This window comes from Lysinibacillus sp. (assembly GCF_032093475.1).
Lineage (GTDB): Bacteria > Bacillota > Bacilli > Bacillales_A > Planococcaceae > Lysinibacillus > Lysinibacillus irui.
On the sequence record NZ_DAMDAY010000002.1, the window covers coordinates 87,003 to 106,823 of the forward strand.

The window sequence follows — 19,821 nt, forward strand, 5'->3', positions numbered from 1 at the left end:
CTTGTTTATAAAATTTTTGTAATGCTAGCCATTCAGGTGCTAATTCACGACTATGCTCTGCTTGACGTAGCTGTATCATAAGGTGGGCTAATGCGGTACGTGGATGGCGTAAATAAGGTAAAACATCTCCATCCAGTAATTCAATCGGATCAATAACTACTCGCTCTATAGCAACATCACTTAATAGACCTGGCGCCTTGTCATTACCAACTATTTTCTTGATATATAAAGAAGGTAGCAGTGCCTTGCCCTCTTCATCTGCTGTTGGATATGTCACATAAAGCTTATTAGAAGGTGTCGTAACTGCACGATAGATTAAGAAATTTTCCTGTAATAAACGATTGGTAGAGGTTGGTGCAAGCTCATAGCCAATTTGACTAAACCATTCACGCTCTGAATCTGACAATAATCCCTCATATTCCATTCGTGTTGGATAAATTCCATCATTCATCCCTACAACAAAGGCAACCTTTATATTAGAAAGACGAGCCAAATCAACAGTCGCAACCATGACCTCATCTAGGGTTGGTGGAATTCGAGAAAATTCTAATGTATCAAAACCTTCATCAAGTATTTTGGCTGCTTCCTCCACAGTCATCTCCTGCTCACCAAACATATAGACGAATTGATCGAGGACTGCAATCCATTCATTCCAAGCTTGGTCGTGCTCACTCGCTGCTAAAGCGTCGCCTCGATCAAGCTCACGGTCTTTCATCATCTGAAGCTTGTCATAAACCTGTAATGCCTCCACAAGTTCAAATAAGGCAGTGGCAATTTCCCTACCAGTTTGTGCAGCTTCAAGCTTGTCCTGTAAATTTTTTAATGGTTGGCGAATTTCATCTCGAATAGCCTCGATTTCTGCCTGCATTGCACGCTCTTCATCTGTTTGTACACGCGAATGGAATTCTAGTCCTCGATACTTTTTATAAAACCAACGAGCCTCCTCAAACCAACGTTCGCCATAGATCCCCTGTGCCAAACAATAGTTTTCCAATCGATCCGCTCGTTCTCGCCAAATTGTTAGTTCAGCTTGGAGCGGGAAAAACAAATCGGTTTTCACACTGCGAAAGACCGGTTCATATTTCCAATTAGACGTCATGATCTCTAATGCAGACCGACTTAACTCTATTAATGGATGGTGTAGCATCGTTTTTTTAGTATTTGTGAAAATAGGAATATCATATTGTTGGAAAATACTTGCGATAAGTGGATCATAGAGATCTGCTTGTCTATATAAAAGTACAATATCCTGATAGCGATATCCGTCTTCTTTTGTCAATTTAGTTATTTCCCGGGCAATCGCATGTACCTCCGCTCGACGATTTGATGCTTCAAGTACCATGACATCTCCTGAGGTTTCTTTCGTTTTAGGCATTAAATTTGCAAAATTAGCCTCCACATGCTGTAAATCTTCAGAATGAAATCTTCTAGCATGATAAAAATGTAATGGAAAATCAACATCAATGCCCTCTTCATTGGCGATATCATGGAGTCGTTGATTTGTTAAAGCTGCTTCATGAAATAGTGCCTGCTCATCAAAAGCCTCATCTATATGGTCAAATGGAAGAACAACGGTTACTTGCTTCGTTACCTTTAATAACTCTCGAACCAATTCCAATTCTCGTACAGTGAAGGCCGTAAAACCATCAATATAGATTGTCGCTTGCTTCATCGTTTCAGCGTACTTTAATTGTTCTGTTAAAATTGGATAATAGCCCTCACTGTCGACATATGTTGTACCAAGTCGTTCCTCCAATGCCTGCAAAACGACATGTAAATCATTCGTTTTTGCTTGTAAGGTGTTGGGAGCATCAAGTGCCTTCAAAGATTCCGTTACTTCTGCCAAGACTGAACTATTGACGCTATAGCGACTAAATTCTTTTAGAAGGGTTTCTATTTCCTCTGTAAATCCTCGTTTTCCTGCTGCTTGTCGAAATAAAGAAAACTCGCTTTTCTGTTCCTCTAAAAGTTTACGAATGAGCATTCGGTAACCATAGCCATTTACTTCTTTACGTGCGATACCACCTGTCTCCTGTAAGACTAACCACGCTAAACGCTTAAATGTCATCACCTGTGCTCGAATCAAACCTTGTAAACCATGCTTATTCGTCAATTCATATTCGGTAGAATAGGACATCTGGTCAGGAACAATGATGAAAATTGGATGCCCTAATGGGTCCGTCTTAAGTTGTTCAACAATTTCCTGATGAATAAATGCCGATTTCCCTGTTCCCGATCGTCCTGAAACAATACGTAATGTCATATCCTTTCCCCCTCTTTAGATGGTTTTCTTTTCTTCTAGTAAACACCTCACCAAATCGAGAGCGTGCTTTAGCTGTGGAATCATCTATTATTAACGGGTTCCTTTTCTCTTTGGGTGAACCCTTCTACATTTAAAATCAACTTTACTAGTCTACCTTAAATTCTATCGAAAAAAACTAGTAAATACTATTTATCAACCTTCACCTGACAATAAAAAAGAAGGATATGTTTACATAAAAAAACAGCCTCTTCAGATAAAGAAAGAGGCTATAGTAAATAGTTAACTGGCATGGTGATCACGGTTTTTCGTCAAATTTCGCGCTTGCTTTAAATCTCTTTCTACACGAGCGTTCAATCGCTTCTCAATTAGCTTGCCTACCCACCATAAAATAACAATTGCAACTGCAGCAATCACTAATCTTATGGGGCTTGTCAATAAGGATTGAAGATCATAGCCTAGTACACTCATCCCTAAAATCATGACAAACTTTCCAGCCAGTAAAACAACTAAGTAAAACTTTTTATGAATATGGGATAACCCCGCTACAATATTCACTATAACAGATGGTGTAAAGGGAAAGCATAGGAGGACAAATAGAGGACTAATACCATTCATATCCACCCATTTTATTAGCTTCTGAACTTTTTTACTGCCTGTTAAAAATTGTAGCTTTGGATGCTTACCAAAATGGCGGACAAGCAAAAATACTGCATAGGAGCCAGCTACGGAGCCTAACCAAGATAATAAAAACCCTAACCATAAGCCAAATGCACTTGCATTGGCAACAACGAACACGACTAAAGGAAGAAATGGTAAAAACGCTTCTAAAAATGGTAACAGTAAACCAATGATTGGACCAAGTGTTCGATACTGTGCCGCAATCTGTTCAATATTTTCTACAGTAAACCATTCACTCAACATCGACACCTCTATTTATACTGTAAAATTAAATGAAAAATTGTTAGCTCATCTGACGTATTTCGATATTCATGGGGCTGATGCCCTGAGAATACTAGTGTATCCCCTTCTTCCAGTAATTCATGCATATCTCCAGCAGAAATAACTGCTTGTCCCTTGATGACCATTATAGTTTCTTCTACCCCTTCTGTATGAGCTTCACTCCTGCTAACGGCTCCTGGCTCCATTTCAACCTTATAGAATTCCCACCCCCGCTCCGGGTTATACGGAATGATAGAATACACTCGATAGCGCCCCTCGTCCTCATCGACATGTGGCACATCTTTACTGCTATAACGTGTGAAATGGGCTGTTGGTGGCTGCAATAAAGAAGAAAATGAAATACGCATCCCTGCAGCAATTTTCCAAATCGTCGACACAGTTGGGTTGGCCTCTCCTTTTTCAATTTGGGCAAGCTGCGCTTTACTAACGCCTGTTTCTTTTGCTACATCATCTAGGCTTAAATGACGCTGCTGTCTAATTTTTTTTAATTGAAATGCTAAATTCCGGCTCATTTGTTCCACTTTTACTCACCATTTTCTATTGTTTATTTTATCAGACATATGTATACTTTAATAAACATCAAGAACTATCAAACAATTCCATCAATAGTATACATGGAAATTATCAAGAAAGGATGACCTATTTATGACAAGTACAACAGAGCTTCATCGGAATACAACAAGCTCTTCCAACGATAGCTTTTTACAAGGTGTGAAAGATTGTGTACCAACATTACTCGGTTATATTAGTATAGGACTTGCATTCGGTGTTGTAGGTTCCGCTTCTGGTTTATCTGTCCTTGAAATCGCACTTTTAACGATCCTTGTTTATGCTGGATCTGCACAATTTATTTTTTGTGCGCTTCTCTTAACAAGTAGTCCTGCTTCTGCTATTATTGTAACCATTTTTGTCGTTAATCTACGCCATTTATTAATGAGTTTAACATTAGCACCTCATTTTACGCGCTATTCCATGCTAAGAAATGTTGGCTTCGGTACATTATTAACAGATGAAACATTTGGCGTAGCCGTAACAAAGCAAATGCAAACAGGCAAATTATACGGCAAATGGATGGATGGACTAAACATTACTGCCTACTCTTTCTGGATTCTTTCCTGTGTTACTGGTGCCTTTTTAGGGCAGTGGGTCGCCAATCCTGAAAAATGGGGCTTAGATTTTGCGTTAATTGCCATGTTTGTTGCGCTATTAGTTCTACAATTGAGCAGCGTTGGCAAAAGTAAAATCATGCATTATATTAAATTAATCGGCTATATGGTGGTCATTATGTATGGTCTTTCTTATATAGTACCTTCGCATGTGGCTGTGCTGCTAGCAACAATCATTGTCGCAACAATTGGGGTGGTGACGGATAAGTGACGACAACTACATATATGGTCTGGCTCATTATCGGCTGTGCCCTTGTTACATGGCTACCGCGTGTTATTCCCTTTATGTTCGTACGTAGTGTAACACTCCCCGATGTGGTGCTTAAATGGCTCAGTTTTATTCCTGTTTGTATTTTAAGTGCTCTTGTCATCGAAAACTTATTAGATACTGACAGTGGCAAATTGGTGACATTGGATTGGCCCGTTTTTGTTACATTTGTGCCAACACTAATTATTGCACTTATTACAAAAAGTTTGTCCATTACAGTTATTGCTGGTGTTATCATTATGGCAGCTGTACGATTTTTCATGTAAAAAGGTCAGTCCCTTCGCTAGGACTGACCTTCTTTTATTTCTTCAGTTTACTTGCTAGCCAAAAACCGACTGTTAATGAAAAGGCATCAATGACAAAAATAATTGATGGAGATGTATAACCTGCATAGACAGAGGCAGCAATAAGTGCAATCGCTAATACTAATGCAACATAGCGATTATACGTAATTCTTGTAAACAATAACACCAATAAAGCAGGTATAAATAATGCTAACATCATTTTTCCAAAAACGTCCATTATACATCCCTCGGCTCAGCAAGCAGTAATCCGATGCGGTAATGATCATTACTATATATAACATGCTGTGTGAGACGAATTTCATTATTTCGATCTAACACTTCTAGACGACAATGGGCTGCATTTAATTGTAGCGCTTCGTACAGTTCATTTTCAGTAAAAATAGTCACACCATTTACCTTGCGAATACATTCCCCTGCCAGTAAGCCCATTTTTTCAGCTGGTGAATCAGGAAGTACGGCTGCAATAATCGCACCCTTTGTACTTGGTGCTACCGCATAATGATCTGTTTTATCTTGTTGAGCAAAGTAAATAGACATAATGATACGGATTAGCGCTCCAATACCAAGCGTCAGGAAACCGATCATTGGCTCAAAATAAGCAGCTAAACCGCCTATTAAAATAAGCTGTCCTAGTAATAAAACAGATCGCCCTATTTTAGGCAGTTTTAATGCTGGTAATTCCTTTCTTAGCAGCTTGGCAAAGCCTATAACAATCGGAATCAATACAAATGCAAATTGACTATCTCCTATCGTAAACAATGGCCAATACGGCAACACGGCAGAAATAGCATCACCAGGCATAACAAAGAAAATCGGAAGCACCCAAACATTCCTTGAACGATACACAATAGCCTGCATACCCCGCTTCGTTTTTTCAATACTAGGCGTAGTAACCTTCATTGCTGCACGTCGAATCAATAGTCCTTCCGCAATGACACAAAGACCCGCAAGAATGGTAATCGTAACGACTGCTCCATCATCTAAATTGACATCCTCAAAGGAAATTTTCCACCAAGAGAAAGACCAATGGTAATAGGACATAGCCCATATCGCTAATGTTGCAATACCCATTGTGAAAATGGGTGACAATGCATTAATGAAATACAAGATAAGTGCTACTATAGAAACTGCTATTAAAATAATTAAAAATTCTTTCGGTACAGTAAGCCCTGCTATCATACTGATAAGAGAAATGAGTAATGCATAAAGCCACCCATCTTTCCATTGTCCGATTAGCTCCGTCCAGCCCCAAATAATGCGTCTATTAAAATATTTTCGCTCCTGTTTTACACGACGATAACCTAATAAAATAGCAAATATTATGACTATATACAGTAATGGGTTGAGTAAAAAGCGGCCAATCGCTGTTACAATTTCTATTAATATCTCACTAACCATACGAACACCCGCCATTTCTATCATGAATACTATGAATTTATTGTATCAAACGACTACACTCTTGCGTAGTACAAACTCATAGAAAGCTTTGTATTATGGTCATTTTATTCTTTTAGCAGATGTTATTGTTCAATTGCATGTAGTAAAAAGCTAGTGGCCATTTGGAATTGCTGATCATTTTGACGATCGGCTTTAAAATCCTTTAACGTCTCATTTAAACTATTAAAGAACGTTGTATCCATGTAAAATTCATCTTCTGCAAGTTTTAATTTTTTCTGTTTACGATAAAGATTAACCGCCTCTGCCGTTGTCTCGTCCATATAGCCATCTAAACGATCAATTTGATAGCCTAGTTTCTGTAAGGCATTTTGTGAATACGAAATTTCCTCACTCATATCACCCACTTTAAACTTACCTGTTAGAGGATGGAGTTGAAAAGCAAATAATTCATTTTGCTCAATTACTAAACTTGCTTCAATACCCTGCCCATGAATCCATTCGCGTTTTGGTGTTAGCCATTTATTGGTTGATAATTTTAACTCGCCACCATTTGAAAGCTCCCAAGATTCCTGCACAGTTCCTTTTCCAAAGCTTTTAACCCCCACAAGTGAAGCACGACCCCATCCTTTTAAAGCACCGCTCAACACCTCACTAGCAGAAGCACTACCTTGATTTTGTAAAACAACGATTGGAATTTTGTTCATCGTTTCTAAATATTTTTCGTCAAAGCCCTTTGTTTGCGTTTTTAATGGTTCCATAGCCCCTTCCGCATTTTGCATATATGCAAATACTTTGCCATTGTCCAATACCGTGCTCAGTAGCGCTGCGACGCTATGTAAATAACCACCTGGATTATCACGTACATCAATTACAATTCCTTCAACATCTTTACGAAGCAATTTACTCGTTTCAGCAACCCATTCATTCGCTGTCTTTTCACCAAATAATGAAATAACCACATAACCAATGGCTGTATCTTCAACCATTACAACTTCACTTGATACGGTTTTATTAGAGATGGCAGCGCGTTCCATTGTCATTTTAATATGTTTATCCTCACTAGGACGATAAACAACAATGGTTACCTTCGTTCCTTTCTCACCTTGAATTAAATGCATTAACTCACTCATCGTTTTCCCATCAACCCGAACCCCATCAACTTGTACAATTTCATCGAGCGAGCGCATACCTGCCTTCTCTGCTGGTGATGAACGGACTGGAGACACAACAATAAATTTCCCTTTATTTTCTGTTAGTTCAATCCCTATGCCCACTCTTTCCTCGGCCAGCATTTGCCGATGTTGCTCTGCCTCTTCCTTGGAATAATACGTACTGTAAGGGTCCTTAATGGCATCAGCCATACCACGAAGAGCCCCCTCCACCAAGGCATCCTTTTTCGTACTGTATACAGATTTCTCTTCGATGAGTGTCATGGCTTCACCAATTGTATCAACCTCCGTAACAGGCTCCTTTTTATCGCCAATATTGAACCAATCAAAGTAAATACCACTACCTACCACTAAACTACTAAGTAGGACTCCGACACCAGCCGTTAATTTGCGCAAATCTTCCCTCATCCGTCTCTTTTACTGTATGACTCTATTTTTTCAAACATACAAGATTACCTTTCAAATTTATGAAGGGAGAATATTTCACTTTCCCTAAGGGTTTCACCTTGCTCCGAGGGTATTCGCTCTTGTTCCGAGGGTGTTCACCCTTGCTCCACAGGTATTCACTCTCGTTCCGCGGGTATTCACTCTCGTTCCGCGGGTATTCACTCTCGTTCTGCGGGTGTTCGCCTTGCTCCGCGGGTGTTCGCTCTCGTTCCGCGGGTATTCACTCTCGTTCCGCGGGTGTTCGCTCTCGTTCCGCGGGTATTCCTCCTCGCTCCGCGGGTATTCACCTTGCCCGCGGGTATTCACCCTTGCCCCGCGAGTATTTCATTTCACTCTTGTTTATAAATAAAAAAATCTGCTCGTTTCTACTATAGAAAACGAACAGATTTTTTATGAATTAATCTAATGCATCTACATATTCCTTTAACATGTCCACGTCCATAGGTCCTTTAATGGCACGTTGAATATAGCCGTTGGAATCAATAAAATAAGTTGTTGGAATGGGAATAATTTGATAATCCAATCCTACCGAATTATCTTGATCCAATAGAATTGGGAATGTTAGCTCGAAGCTATCTCTAAAGGTCATGACTGTGTCCACTTTCGCGTCATCTGTCACATCACGCTCTGCCGTTGTTAAATTAACAGCTAAGATTTCAACATTTTTCTCTTTTGCATACTCATCATAGAAGCTTTGCATATGCGGCATTTCCGCCTTACATGGTGGACACCATGTTGCCCAGAAATTTAAAACAACCTTTTTTCCTCGAAGATCACTTAGCGTAATGTCTTCCCCATCTAAGCTTGTTAATGTGAAATCAGGTGGTGTATCCCCATTTCCTAAGCCTACTTCACGTTCCTCCATATCCTTACCGAGGGCCGATTTTTCAATTGCACGTTCTTCGTCAATTTGCTGCTTTACATATGTACCAATCATCGCAACTACTAAAAGCACGACAATCAGTAGTCCAATATTTTTTTTCATTCCTTACCTCCCACAATGTTTCGCTCACGTTGAATGACTATTCCCATACAAAGTAATACTAGACTGACTCCCACAGCCGTTTGCGATACACCTAGTGGCTGAAAGAAGGCAACAAGTATATAGCCAACTGTATAGAGTAATAAAGTTTGTTTCATTGCTGCTAGTTTCCATAATATGAGGAGTGTTAATAGACTTAGCACAACTAATGTAATAACTTCACTCGGTGTGGTGTTGTCGTTGAGTAGCACGACAAGCATTTGATAAATTGATTGCGTTAAAATAATTGCCCAGCTACAAGGTATCATCTCCCGTTCATCAAACCCCAGTTTGTGACGCTTTCTCCGTATTTGCAAAGATGCTACAATGACGCCAACATAAACACCAATGGTTCCGCCATTAAAATAAAGCAAAGAAATTGGATAAGATACAACGGACTTGAAATCAGTTACTAACAGGCTTAATTTCCACACAATGATAAATGTGAAAACGGCATCACTATATACATCCGACCACTTTTTTGAAAATTGTATACGCAATATAAGCCACACAATAAAAAATGTAGCAAGTAAAGCGATAGCAGTTGCTGGTAAAGTTAATGCTCGAATGGAGTACCACTCCGTATTAATCACTCCAACAAACCCTCCTCCAAAAGATACATACAGCATAGCATAGAACCTTTTTAAAATAAGAATATTTCCTACGTTTTCAGAAATTCTTAAGAAATCAGGGTCGTAAAAATACCCCACTATGTATATGTTCATCATAACATATTTTACAAAAAGTATGGAACGAAGGCTTTGAGGGAAACAATAGTAGACATACAAAAAGCTATACACTAGAAAACTCTAATGTATAGCTTATTTTTTACAATGGAATATATTTTAGTGGGTTTACACTGCCGACTGCTTGTCCTCTCCAAGGGCCATTATGCACTTCAAAGTGTAAATGTGGACCAGTGGAGCGACCAGTACTGCCCATCGCTGCAATTTGCTGACCTTGTGTTACTTCCTGTCCTACACTAACATTGAATGCACTTAAATGCGCATAGACAGTTGTATAAATTTGTCCATCAATGGAGTGTGTTAGGATGACAACATTACCATATGAACTAAGTGGTGCTGCATAAGAAACTACGCCATCTGATGCTGCCCAAATTGGTGTACCCGTTGCATTCGCAAGGTCGACACCGTAATGGAATTCAGGGCCTGCCCCAAGATTTCTCCAGCCATATGGTGACGTTAAGCGACCATTCGTTGGTTTAATCCATGTACCATTTGATTGAGGCGCATTGACTGTTCCACCAGATGAACCACCGCCACCACCTTTGTTAGCAGCTGCCGCCGCGGCTGCCGCGGCTGCTTTACGTTTTGCTTCTTGTTGACGAGCAATTTCAGCTAAACGCTTTTGTTCAGCAATAATTTGATCTTGTAATTCTTGACTTACTTCTAATGCTTCAGAGTATTCTTTTTCAAGTAATACTTTCTCTGATTTTAGCTTTTCTTGCTCTTTTTCTAATTGGTCGACTAATTTGTTTTTCTCAGCTTTTTGACCATCTAATGATGCTTTTAATCGTTCAAGCTCAGCTTTTTTACCTTCCAATTTTTTTCGCTTTTCTTCAACTGCTTGCTTTTGCTCTTCTAATTTTTGTTTATCTTCTTTTTGATCTTGAATAATTTGACGATCTGCTTCTAATAATGCATTGACTGCAGAGAAACGATCGATGAAGTCTACAAAACTATTAGAACCAAGCAATACGTCTAAATAGCTTACTGATCCACCCGCTTGAATGGCACGAGCACGCTCTTGTAACAATAAATCACGCTCTTCAATTTTATGCAGAAGTTCCTTAATAGACGCTTCTAATTTTTTAATTTCTTCATTTGTGGCATGAATATCAGCTTGTACATTTTTAATATTACTATTGGTTTTGTCGATTTCAGCGTTCAATGCTTGAATTTGATCTAAGATTTTTTGTTGCTTTTCTTGATTAGCAGTAATGGCATTTGACTTATTACTAATCGAAGAGTTTAATTCATTTTTCTTTGTTTCAACTTGTTTCTTTTCTTCTTTTAAATCCGACAAACTTGTTGCATATGCTGATGGAGTTTGGATAAAAAGAATTAGAGCAGATGCTGCTGCAAGTGTTTTCAATGTGTTTTTCGCCTTACTTTTCACCGATTGAACTCCCCTTCGACTATTCTTGTTCTACCTCACAAATATCCGTTGTGACTAAATTTTTAAGAACTTGCGTACTGACATGAAGCTTCCCCAAATACCGATAAGTACCCCTATGAGTAACAGAAGACCGCTCACCTGATACACAAGTGGAGAAAAATCAAGTACTTGAATAAGCTCACCTTGTAAACGTGGTGCAATAATTTTATATACATTGTGGTAAAGGGTTGTGACAACCGCAATCGGAATGATGGAACCTAAAATCCCGAGCCACATACCTTCCAATAGGAATGGGATACGTACAAATGAATTTGTAGCCCCTACAAGTTTCATAATTTCAATTTCATCTCGACGTGCAATAATCGTAATACGAATAGTATTCGAAATTAAGAAAATTGCCGTAAATAATAACCCTAAAATAAGCACGATTCCTACATTACGACTAATATTTAAGAAGTTAAATAGTTTTTCAACTTTTCCTTCGCCATACATAACGTCATATGTATACTCATATTTATCAATTGCTTTAGCAACTTTTGCTGTTTGCTGCGGGTCAGCAGCCTTTACATAAATTACATTACGTAATGGGTTACTTTGTTCAAATAGCTTAAAATCATCACCAAAATCTTTGACTAGCTTGGTTAACTCATCTTCTTTTGTGGAATAGTTCATCTCAGAGACACCAGGCAATTTTTTGACTTTTTCAATGAGTGCTTTTTCAGCAGCTTCATCCGCCGTCTCATCAATTAAAACTTTAATTTCGACATCGTTTTCTAAATCGGTTGCTACTTTATTTAAATTCATCATAATAAGTGCAAAAACGCCTACTAGTATGAGTGTAACTGTTACGGCACTAACAGATGCAATGGTCATCCAGCTATTTCGGCCAAGTGATTTGACACTTTCACGGAAGTGACGTTGGACTGTATTAAATTTCATAGCCGTATTCACCTCCGTGTTCATCACGGACAATTAATCCGCCCTCAATTGCTATTACACGACGACGAATCGTGTTAACAATTTCACGGTTGTGGGTTGCCATCACAATCGTTGTTCCTCGTGCATTAATTTCCTCAAATAAATTCATAATTTCCCATGATGTTTCAGGATCAAGGTTCCCAGTAGGTTCATCTGCAATCACCACTTTAGGAACATTGACAATCGAACGTGCTATCGAAACTCGTTGCTGTTCTCCCCCTGACAGCTCATTAGGGAACATTCTTGCTTTATGCTTTAATCCTACAAGTTCTAAAACTTCCATAACACGACGTCGTATTTCATCTGGCTTTTCCTCAATTACTTCAAGCGCAAAAGCTACGTTCTCATAAACATTCAAACGAGGTAGCAATTTGAAATCTTGGAAAACAACGCCAAGTTGACGGCGCAAAAAAGGGACCTTTTTATTCTTTAATGTTGCTAAATCAATACCATTGACAATGATTTGCCCTGATGTTGCCTTTTCTTCACGGTACATCAATTTAATAAATGTAGATTTACCTGCCCCACTTGGACCAACTACATACACAAATTCGCCTTGCTTTATATTAACGGAAATACCATTTGTCGCAACAACACCATTTGGGTACTTCTTTGTCACATTTTTCATTTCTATCATGATTAAACCACCTAAAACTCTCATCTATGTAAGAGGTATTTCTTTTACTATTATAGCACTCTATTTCTGTTTTTTTATTACAGTTTCATTTCAATCCGTGGTAGTTCCTTCAATTTCGTTCTTTCCTTGCCATTATTTTTAAGAAAATGACACAAAATAAAAACAGAAATCGACTTCCTTTAGCGTCGAATCCTGTTTGATTTAAAAAAGCATTCAGGCCTTTAAGATAGCCCAAATGCTTCTGTTGTTAAATTTGTTGTTCGTCTGTTGTTGTATAGCGTACTAATACAGCACCCGTTTTCGATTCACCTTCGATAAATAAACGATTTGCACCTTCTACTTCTTTATCAAAACGAACTACTTTAGAAAGGAATTGATCTTGTGATTCCATTTTAGAAACATCCTGAATTCCTACATCCACTTTCCCAAAATTCGTGACAACTTTTCCGCTTAATGAAATTGATCGTGGGACATATAATTCGACTGCCCCAGCAACTGTCTGTGCCTTTATTTTCGATGAGTTTGTTGAACAAGTCGTCACCACTACATGTCCATTGACAGATTTAGCTTCCACTTCATCCAAAGCACCATCTAAATAAACACGTCCATTTAATGTTTCAGCTTCTAAATCTTTACCACGGACATTTGTCAATTCAATGGAGCCATTAGATGAATCAACTTCCGCTTTTCCAAAGTTAAACTTCGTACCTTTAATAGCACCATTTAACGTTTTCACTTTTAATTCTTCAAACTCTGTGTCTTGTAAAGAAACACTACCATTCATTAGACGAACAGATAATTTTTCAAGCTTTTCCTTAGGGACTAACACCTTAACATTAACTTGAACAAGCTTCAATTGGCTTAAAATGCGCAATGAACGCTCATCCTCTTTCACAACAAATTGCTCTAAAAAGTGATTACGTGTCTCTTCCTCACTATCGTTCATCAGTGGTGCCTTCACCTTGCAAATAACTTGGATTGTGTCTCCTTCACTAGCTTCCAATGAAAAGTTACCGTTTGGTAATTCAACAATAACATTGTCTACATGGGCAGCAGCCACTTCTTCAGTATGTGTAAACTCAATTTTATCTCCAAATGGAGAGGCTACATCAAATTCCTTAACCTTTTTAACAGCCGTATTCATCATATCCATAAAAAGAGAACCGATCTGTGTTAAATCTTTACGAAAATCCTGCATTTCATCTTGGAAATGCTTCATAAAATCATCTTTTTTCTTATCATTATCTTTTGGTTTTTCTTCAAAGAGTGACTCTTTTTCAGTTGAAAAGGACGGTGTCTCTTTTGTCACATCATCCATAACATTTTGAGTAGACTTGCCAGGTTGCTCTAATGCTTCCAATAATGTAATCGCCTCTTGTGCCGAAATCGTACCTTTTTCTACAAGTTCTAAAATTCGTTGACGTTCATTTTGCATAAATAAATAGCCTCCCTCAGTTCGTTATACTATTTATACGATTCATCATGTGAAAAGTTTCACTGCAAAATTGAATAAATTGGGTCTTTTCATTACAGCAACCTAGCATTACTTCTTTCAGAAAAATTTATAGGGCATCTGTCTTTTTGGTTAAATTTCCAAACTAGTTTGAGCGGGGCTCTCCTATTTGGATCATTTTTCACCTTTGATTGAGCGGATTTCTCCATTTTTGGATCACTTTTCACCTTTGATTGAGCGGGTTTCTCCATTTTTGGAACACTTTTCAACCTTGATTGAGCGGGTTTCTCTACTTTTGGATCACTTTTCACCCAATTGATTAGCTACCGAGTGAAACACCTTTTAAGATTGAGAGGCCTCTGCTAGCAATGCATCCATTCGCAAACGATCGCGTTCTAAAATCGGCTTTAGGTATTTCCCTGTGTACGAGCCTGCCACTTCTGCAACTTCTTCAGGTGTACCCGTCGCAACAATTGTTCCGCCTTTGTCTCCGCCTTCTGGTCCTAAATCGATAAGATAATCAGCAGTTTTGATAACATCTAAATTATGTTCAATTACTAATACAGAGTCGCCATTTTCAACAAGTCGTTGTAACACGACTAGTAATCGTGCAATATCATCGGCATGTAAGCCTGTTGTTGGTTCATCCAAAATATAGAAGGACTTTCCTGTAGAGCGTCGATGTAATTCTGAGGCCAATTTTACACGCTGTGCCTCACCACCCGATAAGGTTGTGGCAGGTTGTCCTAATTTCATATAACCCAAGCCAACATCAACAATTGTTTGTAGCTTACGTTGGATTTTTGGAATATTTTCGAAGAACACGACTGCATTTTCAATGGTCATATCGAGAATATCTGCGATACTTTTATCTTTATATTTCACTTCTAGTGTTTCACGATTATAACGTTTACCATGACATACTTCGCAAGGTACATAAACATCTGGAAGGAAATGCATTTCGATTTTAATAATGCCATCCCCACGACATGCTTCACAGCGACCGCCCTTGACATTAAAGCTAAACCGGCCCTTTTTATAACCTCGTACCTTTGCTTCATTTGTTGCAGCAAAAACATCGCGAATATCATCAAAGACACCAGTATATGTTGCTGGGTTTGAACGAGGTGTACGCCCAATTGGTGATTGGTCAATATCAATAACCTTTTCAAGCTCATCCATACCCGTCACTTCTTTATGCTCGCCAGGTTTGACCTTAGAACGATTCAGCTTTTGTGCCAATGATTTATATAAAATTTCGTTTATAAGTGTAGACTTCCCAGAGCCAGAAACTCCTGTCACCGCTACAAATAAACCTAGTGGAACATCCACTTTGACACTGCGCAAATTATTTTCCTTGGCACCTTTAATAGAGAGCTTACGACCATTCGGTTGACGTCTTTCAATTGGCAATGGAATAAATTTTTTACCACTTAAATATTGCCCAGTTAACGATTTTTCATTATTCATAACTTCTTGTGGTGTTCCGGCTGCTACAATTTGACCGCCATGAACGCCTGCGCCCGGTCCTACATCAATGAGATAATCTGCTGCTAGCATCGTATCTTCATCATGCTCTACCACAATTAGCGTATTTCCGATATCACGCATATTTTGTAATGTGCTAATCAAACGATCATTATCCCGTTGATGCAAACCAATCGAAGGTTCATCTAAAATATAGAGAACTCCAGTTAAACGTGAACCGATTTGTGTAGCTAATCGAATACGTTGCGCCTCTCCACCTGATAAAGTACCTGCAGCGCGGCTCAATGTTAAATAGTCTAAGCCTACATTGACAAGGAAGCCCAATCGTTCCTCAATTTCTCGTAAAACTAGGCGAGCTATTTGCAAATCCTTTTCAGTGAGATTAAGCTCTTTGAAAAATGTGTCCGCTTCCTGAATCGAGTATTGTGTTACTTCACCAATATGCTTGTCCGCTACTTTTACCGCCAATGTTTCAGGCTTTAAGCGATAACCTTTACATGAAGGGCAAGCTTGTTGAGCCATATATTTTTCCATTTGCTCACGAACATAATCTGACGTTGTCTCTTTAAAACGACGCTCAACATTACGGACTACCCCTTCAAATTCAATCATTTGATCTCGCACATTGCCAAACTCATTTTCATAATGGAAGTGAATTTTGTCTTTTCCAGATCCATATAGAACTTTATCCATCTTGTCTTTTGGTAAATCCTTCACAGGCACATCCATTGGAATATCATAGTGATCACAAACCGCTTTTAATAATTGTGGATAATACTGCGAACTAGTTGGTTCCCACGGTGCAATGGCATGCTCTAACAAGGAACGGTCCCAATCAGGCACGACCAAATCTAAATCCACTTCTTGTGTTGAACCTAAGCCATCACAGCTTGGGCAAGCACCAAACGGACTATTAAATGAAAACATACGAGGCTCAAGCTCACCAATAGAAAAACCACATAACGGGCAGGCATGATGTTCACTAAATAGTAGTTCCTCGTGCTCCATCACATCCACAAGTACTCGGCCATCAGCTAATCGTAAAGCCGTCTCTAGAGAATCACTTAGACGAGCAGCGATACCTTCCTTCATGACCACGCGATCCACTACTACTTCGATCGAATGCTTTTTATTTTTATCAAGATCAATCGCATCATCTAAATCACGTAATTCACCATCTATACGCACACGTACAAAGCCCTGCTTTTTTAAATCCTCCAGCAGTTTAACATGTGTTCCTTTACGTCCAGAAACCATCGGCGCAAGGAGCTGCATTTTCGTTCTTTCAGGATAAGTTAATAAACGGTCCACCATTTGCTCAATCGTTTGAGAAGTGATTTCTATGCCATGATTGGGACAAATCGGTTTACCGATCCGAGCATAAAGTAATCGTAAGTAATCATAGATTTCTGTTACTGTACCAACAGTCGATCGAGGGTTCCGGCTCGTTGTTTTTTGGTCAATCGAAATAGCCGGCGATAAACCTTCTATTGCATCGACATCCGGCTTATCCATTTGCCCAAGAAATTGACGAGCATAGGCGGATAGGGATTCGACATAACGTCGTTGCCCCTCCGCATAAATTGTGTCAAACGCTAATGAAGATTTCCCTGAGCCTGATAAACCTGTTAATACGACTAATTGATCACGTGGAATTGTGACATTGATATTTTTTAAATTATGAGCACGTGCACCTTGCACGACAATTTCAGTATTTTTCACAAGTCATTCACCCTTCTACCTTCAATTCAAATATTGTATCTCGCAGTTCAGCAGCACGTTCAAAATCAAGCGCTTTTGCTGCTTCTTTCATTTCTACCTCTAAAGAAGCCAACAGCTGCTCTTTTTCTGCCTTTGTCAGCTTTTTGCCTTTTGTAGCCTTCGTAACATAAGATTCTTCTTCTTCCGCTACTTGTGTTGCACGAATCACATCAGGAATTTTCTTAATAATCGTTTGAGGCGTTATACCATGCTCCTCGTTATAAGCCATTTGCAATGCTCGACGACGTTTCGTTTCATCAATCGCCTTTTTCATTGAGTCTGTCATATTGTCCGCGTACATGATGACATGACCATTCGCATTACGTGCAGCACGACCAATTGTTTGAATCAATGAACGTTCTGAACGTAAAAATCCTTCTTTATCAGCATCTAAAATTGCTACAAGTGATACCTCTGGAATATCAAGTCCTTCACGCAATAAATTAATACCAATTAAGACATCATACGTCCCTTTACGTAGCTCACGGATAATCTCAATACGTTCTAGTGTCTTAATTTCAGAATGCAAGTATTCAACCTTTAAGCCCATTTCCTTCAAATAGGCGGTTAAATCCTCAGACATTTTCTTCGTTAACGTTGTCACTAAAACTCGCTCATCTCGCGCAATTCGATCTTGAATCTCATCGATCAAATTATCGATTTGTCCTTCGATAGGACGAACATCAATTACTGGATCTAATAATCCAGTAGGACGGATAATTTGCTCGACCATTTCTGGAGTGTGCTCCAACTCATAAGGTCCAGGTGTTGCGGATACATAAATGGCTTGATGCACTCGATTTTCATATTCTTCAAAACGCAATGGACGGTTATCAAGAGCAGATGGCAAGCGGAAGCCATGTTCTACGAGCACCCCTTTACGAGCTTGGTCACCATTGTACATTCCGCGAACCTGTGGAAGTGTAACGTGACTTTCATCGACTACAAGTAAAAAGTCATCGGGGAAATAATCAAGCAGTGTATACGGAGTAGCACCTGCTTCACGCAAAGTTAAATGACGTGAATAGTTCTCTATCCCAGAGCAAAAGCCCATTTCACGCATCATTTCTAAATCATAACGAGTACGTTGCTCTAGACGTTGTGCCTCAAGTAACTTATCCTCTGCACGCAACAACGCAAGACGTTCCTCTAATTCTTTTTCAATATTTTCAATGGCTTTTCGCATTTTTTCTTCACGTGTTACGAAGTGGGAGGCAGGGAAGATAGCCACATGATCTCGATCCGATAAAATTTCTCCCGTTAAGGCATCTACCTCACGAATGCGATCAATTTCATCACCAAAAAACTCCACACGAATACAATGCTCGTCACGTGATGCAGGGAAAATCTCCACTACATCTCCACGTACCCGAAATGTTCCGCGTGTAAAACTAACATCATTGCGCTCGTATTGAACATCAACAAGTTTACGCAGTAGCTGGTTCCGTTCGATTTCCATGCCTGTGCGAATCGATACAACCATTTCTCGATATTCTTCAGGAGACCCCAAACCATAAATACAGGACACAGATGCAATAATGATGACATCATCACGCTCAAATAATGCAGAAGTAGCAGAGTGACGTAGCTTATCAATTTCATCGTTAATGCTAGAATCTTTCTCTATATAGGTATCTGTCTGCGGTACATAGGCTTCTGGTTGATAGTAATCATAATAGCTGACAAAATATTCAACCGCGTTATTTGGGAAGAATTCTTTAAACTCACTATATAGCTGACCAGCTAGTGTTTTATTATGCGCCATAATAAGTGTTGGTTTCTTAACCTGCTGGATGACATTCGAAATGGTAAACGTTTTACCTGTTCCCGTAGCCCCTAACAATGTCTGATGACGCTTACCTGCCTTCACACCCTCCACTAATTCCGCAATTGCCTGTGGCTGATCCCCACTAGGCTGATATGGCGCTTGTAAATCAAATGTTTGCACACATGTCCCCGCCCTTTCCTTCCAATTTGTACATATATTTTAGCATAGCAGTATTAAAATTTCGAACATTTAACGAACGAATGTTTGTAAAAATTTTTTTCATCTCGTAAATTTGTAATAAATAACCGTGAAGCCATTAATACTTGTTACCCTCATAATAGCCGCTTCATCAGGTTTTCAAGCTTTTTCTATTCATTAGATTTTAATTTTAGAGTGGTAGTCACATCTTTTGGGATGACATTAGTCTTTTCGGGGAGCTGATTGTCTTCTTTTATGGGGGACACGCATTTTTGGAGCGGGGACGCTTCTATTATGAGCAAGGGGCTTGCACTTTTGGAGCGAGTCTCCTCTTTTATGAGCGGAGGCATTCACTTTTGGAGCGGTTCTCCTCCTTTTATGAGCGGGGACATTCACTTTTGG

Annotated in this window: 15 protein-coding genes and 1 pseudogene; 2 read left to right on the forward strand and 14 right to left on the reverse strand. The window is 39.2% G+C overall.

From position 1 onward, the window contains the following. The 3 genes and pseudogenes from RT445_RS01135 to RT445_RS01145 form a co-directional block, all read right to left on the reverse strand. Positions 1 to 2,263: pseudogene (locus tag RT445_RS01135) on the reverse strand (3'-5' exonuclease); the annotation flags it as partial. A gap of 279 nt (positions 2,264 to 2,542) precedes the next feature. Next, positions 2,543 to 3,181 carry a TVP38/TMEM64 family protein gene (locus tag RT445_RS01140; RefSeq protein ID WP_312505137.1) on the reverse strand — a complete coding sequence of 213 codons (639 nt, stop codon included), beginning with the start codon at positions 3,179 to 3,181 and terminating at the stop codon, positions 2,543 to 2,545. A gap of 11 nt (positions 3,182 to 3,192) precedes the next feature. Further along, positions 3,193 to 3,744: a helix-turn-helix domain-containing protein gene (locus tag RT445_RS01145; protein WP_312504855.1), complete on the reverse strand. Its 552-nt coding sequence runs from the start codon at positions 3,742 to 3,744 to the stop codon at positions 3,193 to 3,195. A gap of 124 nt (positions 3,745 to 3,868) precedes the next feature. Between RT445_RS01145 and RT445_RS01150 the strand changes: the two genes are divergently transcribed. Continuing rightward, positions 3,869 to 4,600 (forward strand): AzlC family ABC transporter permease, encoded by a 732-nt coding sequence (locus RT445_RS01150; protein WP_312504857.1) that lies wholly within the window; start codon positions 3,869 to 3,871, stop codon positions 4,598 to 4,600. After that, the gene (locus RT445_RS01155) at positions 4,597 to 4,923 is read left to right on the forward strand and encodes an AzlD domain-containing protein (protein WP_274795672.1); all 327 of its coding nucleotides are present in this window, start codon (positions 4,597 to 4,599) and stop codon (positions 4,921 to 4,923) included. Before RT445_RS01150 ends, RT445_RS01155 begins: the two co-directional genes overlap by 4 nt. Positions 4,924 to 4,957: 34 nt before the next feature. Here the strand turns inward: RT445_RS01155 and RT445_RS01160 are convergent, their stop codons facing one another. The 11 genes from RT445_RS01160 to uvrB form a co-directional block, all read right to left on the reverse strand. Next, positions 4,958 to 5,179, reverse strand: a complete 222-nt coding sequence (locus RT445_RS01160; RefSeq protein ID WP_274795671.1) for a CsbA family protein — start codon at positions 5,177 to 5,179, stop codon at positions 4,958 to 4,960. Continuing rightward, positions 5,179 to 6,360 carry a PDZ domain-containing protein gene (locus RT445_RS01165; protein WP_312504860.1) on the reverse strand — a complete coding sequence of 394 codons (1,182 nt, stop codon included), beginning with the start codon at positions 6,358 to 6,360 and terminating at the stop codon, positions 5,179 to 5,181. The genes RT445_RS01160 and RT445_RS01165 overlap by 1 nt, the downstream gene beginning before the upstream one ends. Positions 6,361 to 6,482: 122 nt before the next feature. Next, positions 6,483 to 7,925: a S41 family peptidase gene (locus tag RT445_RS01170; RefSeq protein ID WP_274795669.1), complete on the reverse strand. Its 1,443-nt coding sequence runs from the start codon at positions 7,923 to 7,925 to the stop codon at positions 6,483 to 6,485. 448 nt (positions 7,926 to 8,373) lie between these two features. Further along, positions 8,374 to 8,961: a redoxin domain-containing protein gene (locus tag RT445_RS01175; protein ID WP_274795668.1), complete on the reverse strand. Its 588-nt coding sequence runs from the start codon at positions 8,959 to 8,961 to the stop codon at positions 8,374 to 8,376. Next, positions 8,958 to 9,590: a hypothetical protein gene (locus tag RT445_RS01180; protein ID WP_313469419.1), complete on the reverse strand. Its 633-nt coding sequence runs from the start codon at positions 9,588 to 9,590 to the stop codon at positions 8,958 to 8,960. The genes RT445_RS01175 and RT445_RS01180 overlap by 4 nt, the downstream gene beginning before the upstream one ends. A 235-nt stretch (positions 9,591 to 9,825) precedes the next feature. Beyond that, entirely contained in the window at positions 9,826 to 11,136 is a 1,311-nt protein-coding gene (locus tag RT445_RS01185; RefSeq protein WP_313469421.1) for a murein hydrolase activator EnvC family protein, read from the reverse strand. A 54-nt stretch (positions 11,137 to 11,190) separates the two neighbouring features. Next, positions 11,191 to 12,075, reverse strand: coding sequence for a permease-like cell division protein FtsX (gene ftsX / locus RT445_RS01190; protein WP_274795665.1), 885 nt, complete (start codon positions 12,073 to 12,075; stop codon positions 11,191 to 11,193). Next, positions 12,065 to 12,751: a cell division ATP-binding protein FtsE gene (gene ftsE, locus RT445_RS01195; RefSeq protein WP_016991524.1), complete on the reverse strand. Its 687-nt coding sequence runs from the start codon at positions 12,749 to 12,751 to the stop codon at positions 12,065 to 12,067. The genes ftsX and ftsE overlap by 11 nt, the downstream gene beginning before the upstream one ends. 247 nt (positions 12,752 to 12,998) lie before the next feature. Beyond that, on the reverse strand, positions 12,999 to 14,186 hold the full coding sequence (locus RT445_RS01200) for a DUF4097 family beta strand repeat-containing protein (protein WP_312504865.1): 1,188 nt from the start codon (positions 14,184 to 14,186) through the stop codon (positions 12,999 to 13,001). A 360-nt stretch (positions 14,187 to 14,546) separates the two neighbouring features. Further along, positions 14,547 to 17,414 carry an excinuclease ABC subunit UvrA gene (gene uvrA, locus RT445_RS01205; RefSeq protein ID WP_313469424.1) on the reverse strand — a complete coding sequence of 956 codons (2,868 nt, stop codon included), beginning with the start codon at positions 17,412 to 17,414 and terminating at the stop codon, positions 14,547 to 14,549. 7 nt (positions 17,415 to 17,421) lie between these two features. Further along, positions 17,422 to 19,401: an excinuclease ABC subunit UvrB gene (gene uvrB / locus RT445_RS01210; protein ID WP_274795662.1), complete on the reverse strand. Its 1,980-nt coding sequence runs from the start codon at positions 19,399 to 19,401 to the stop codon at positions 17,422 to 17,424. Positions 19,402 to 19,821: the final 420 nt, after the last annotated feature.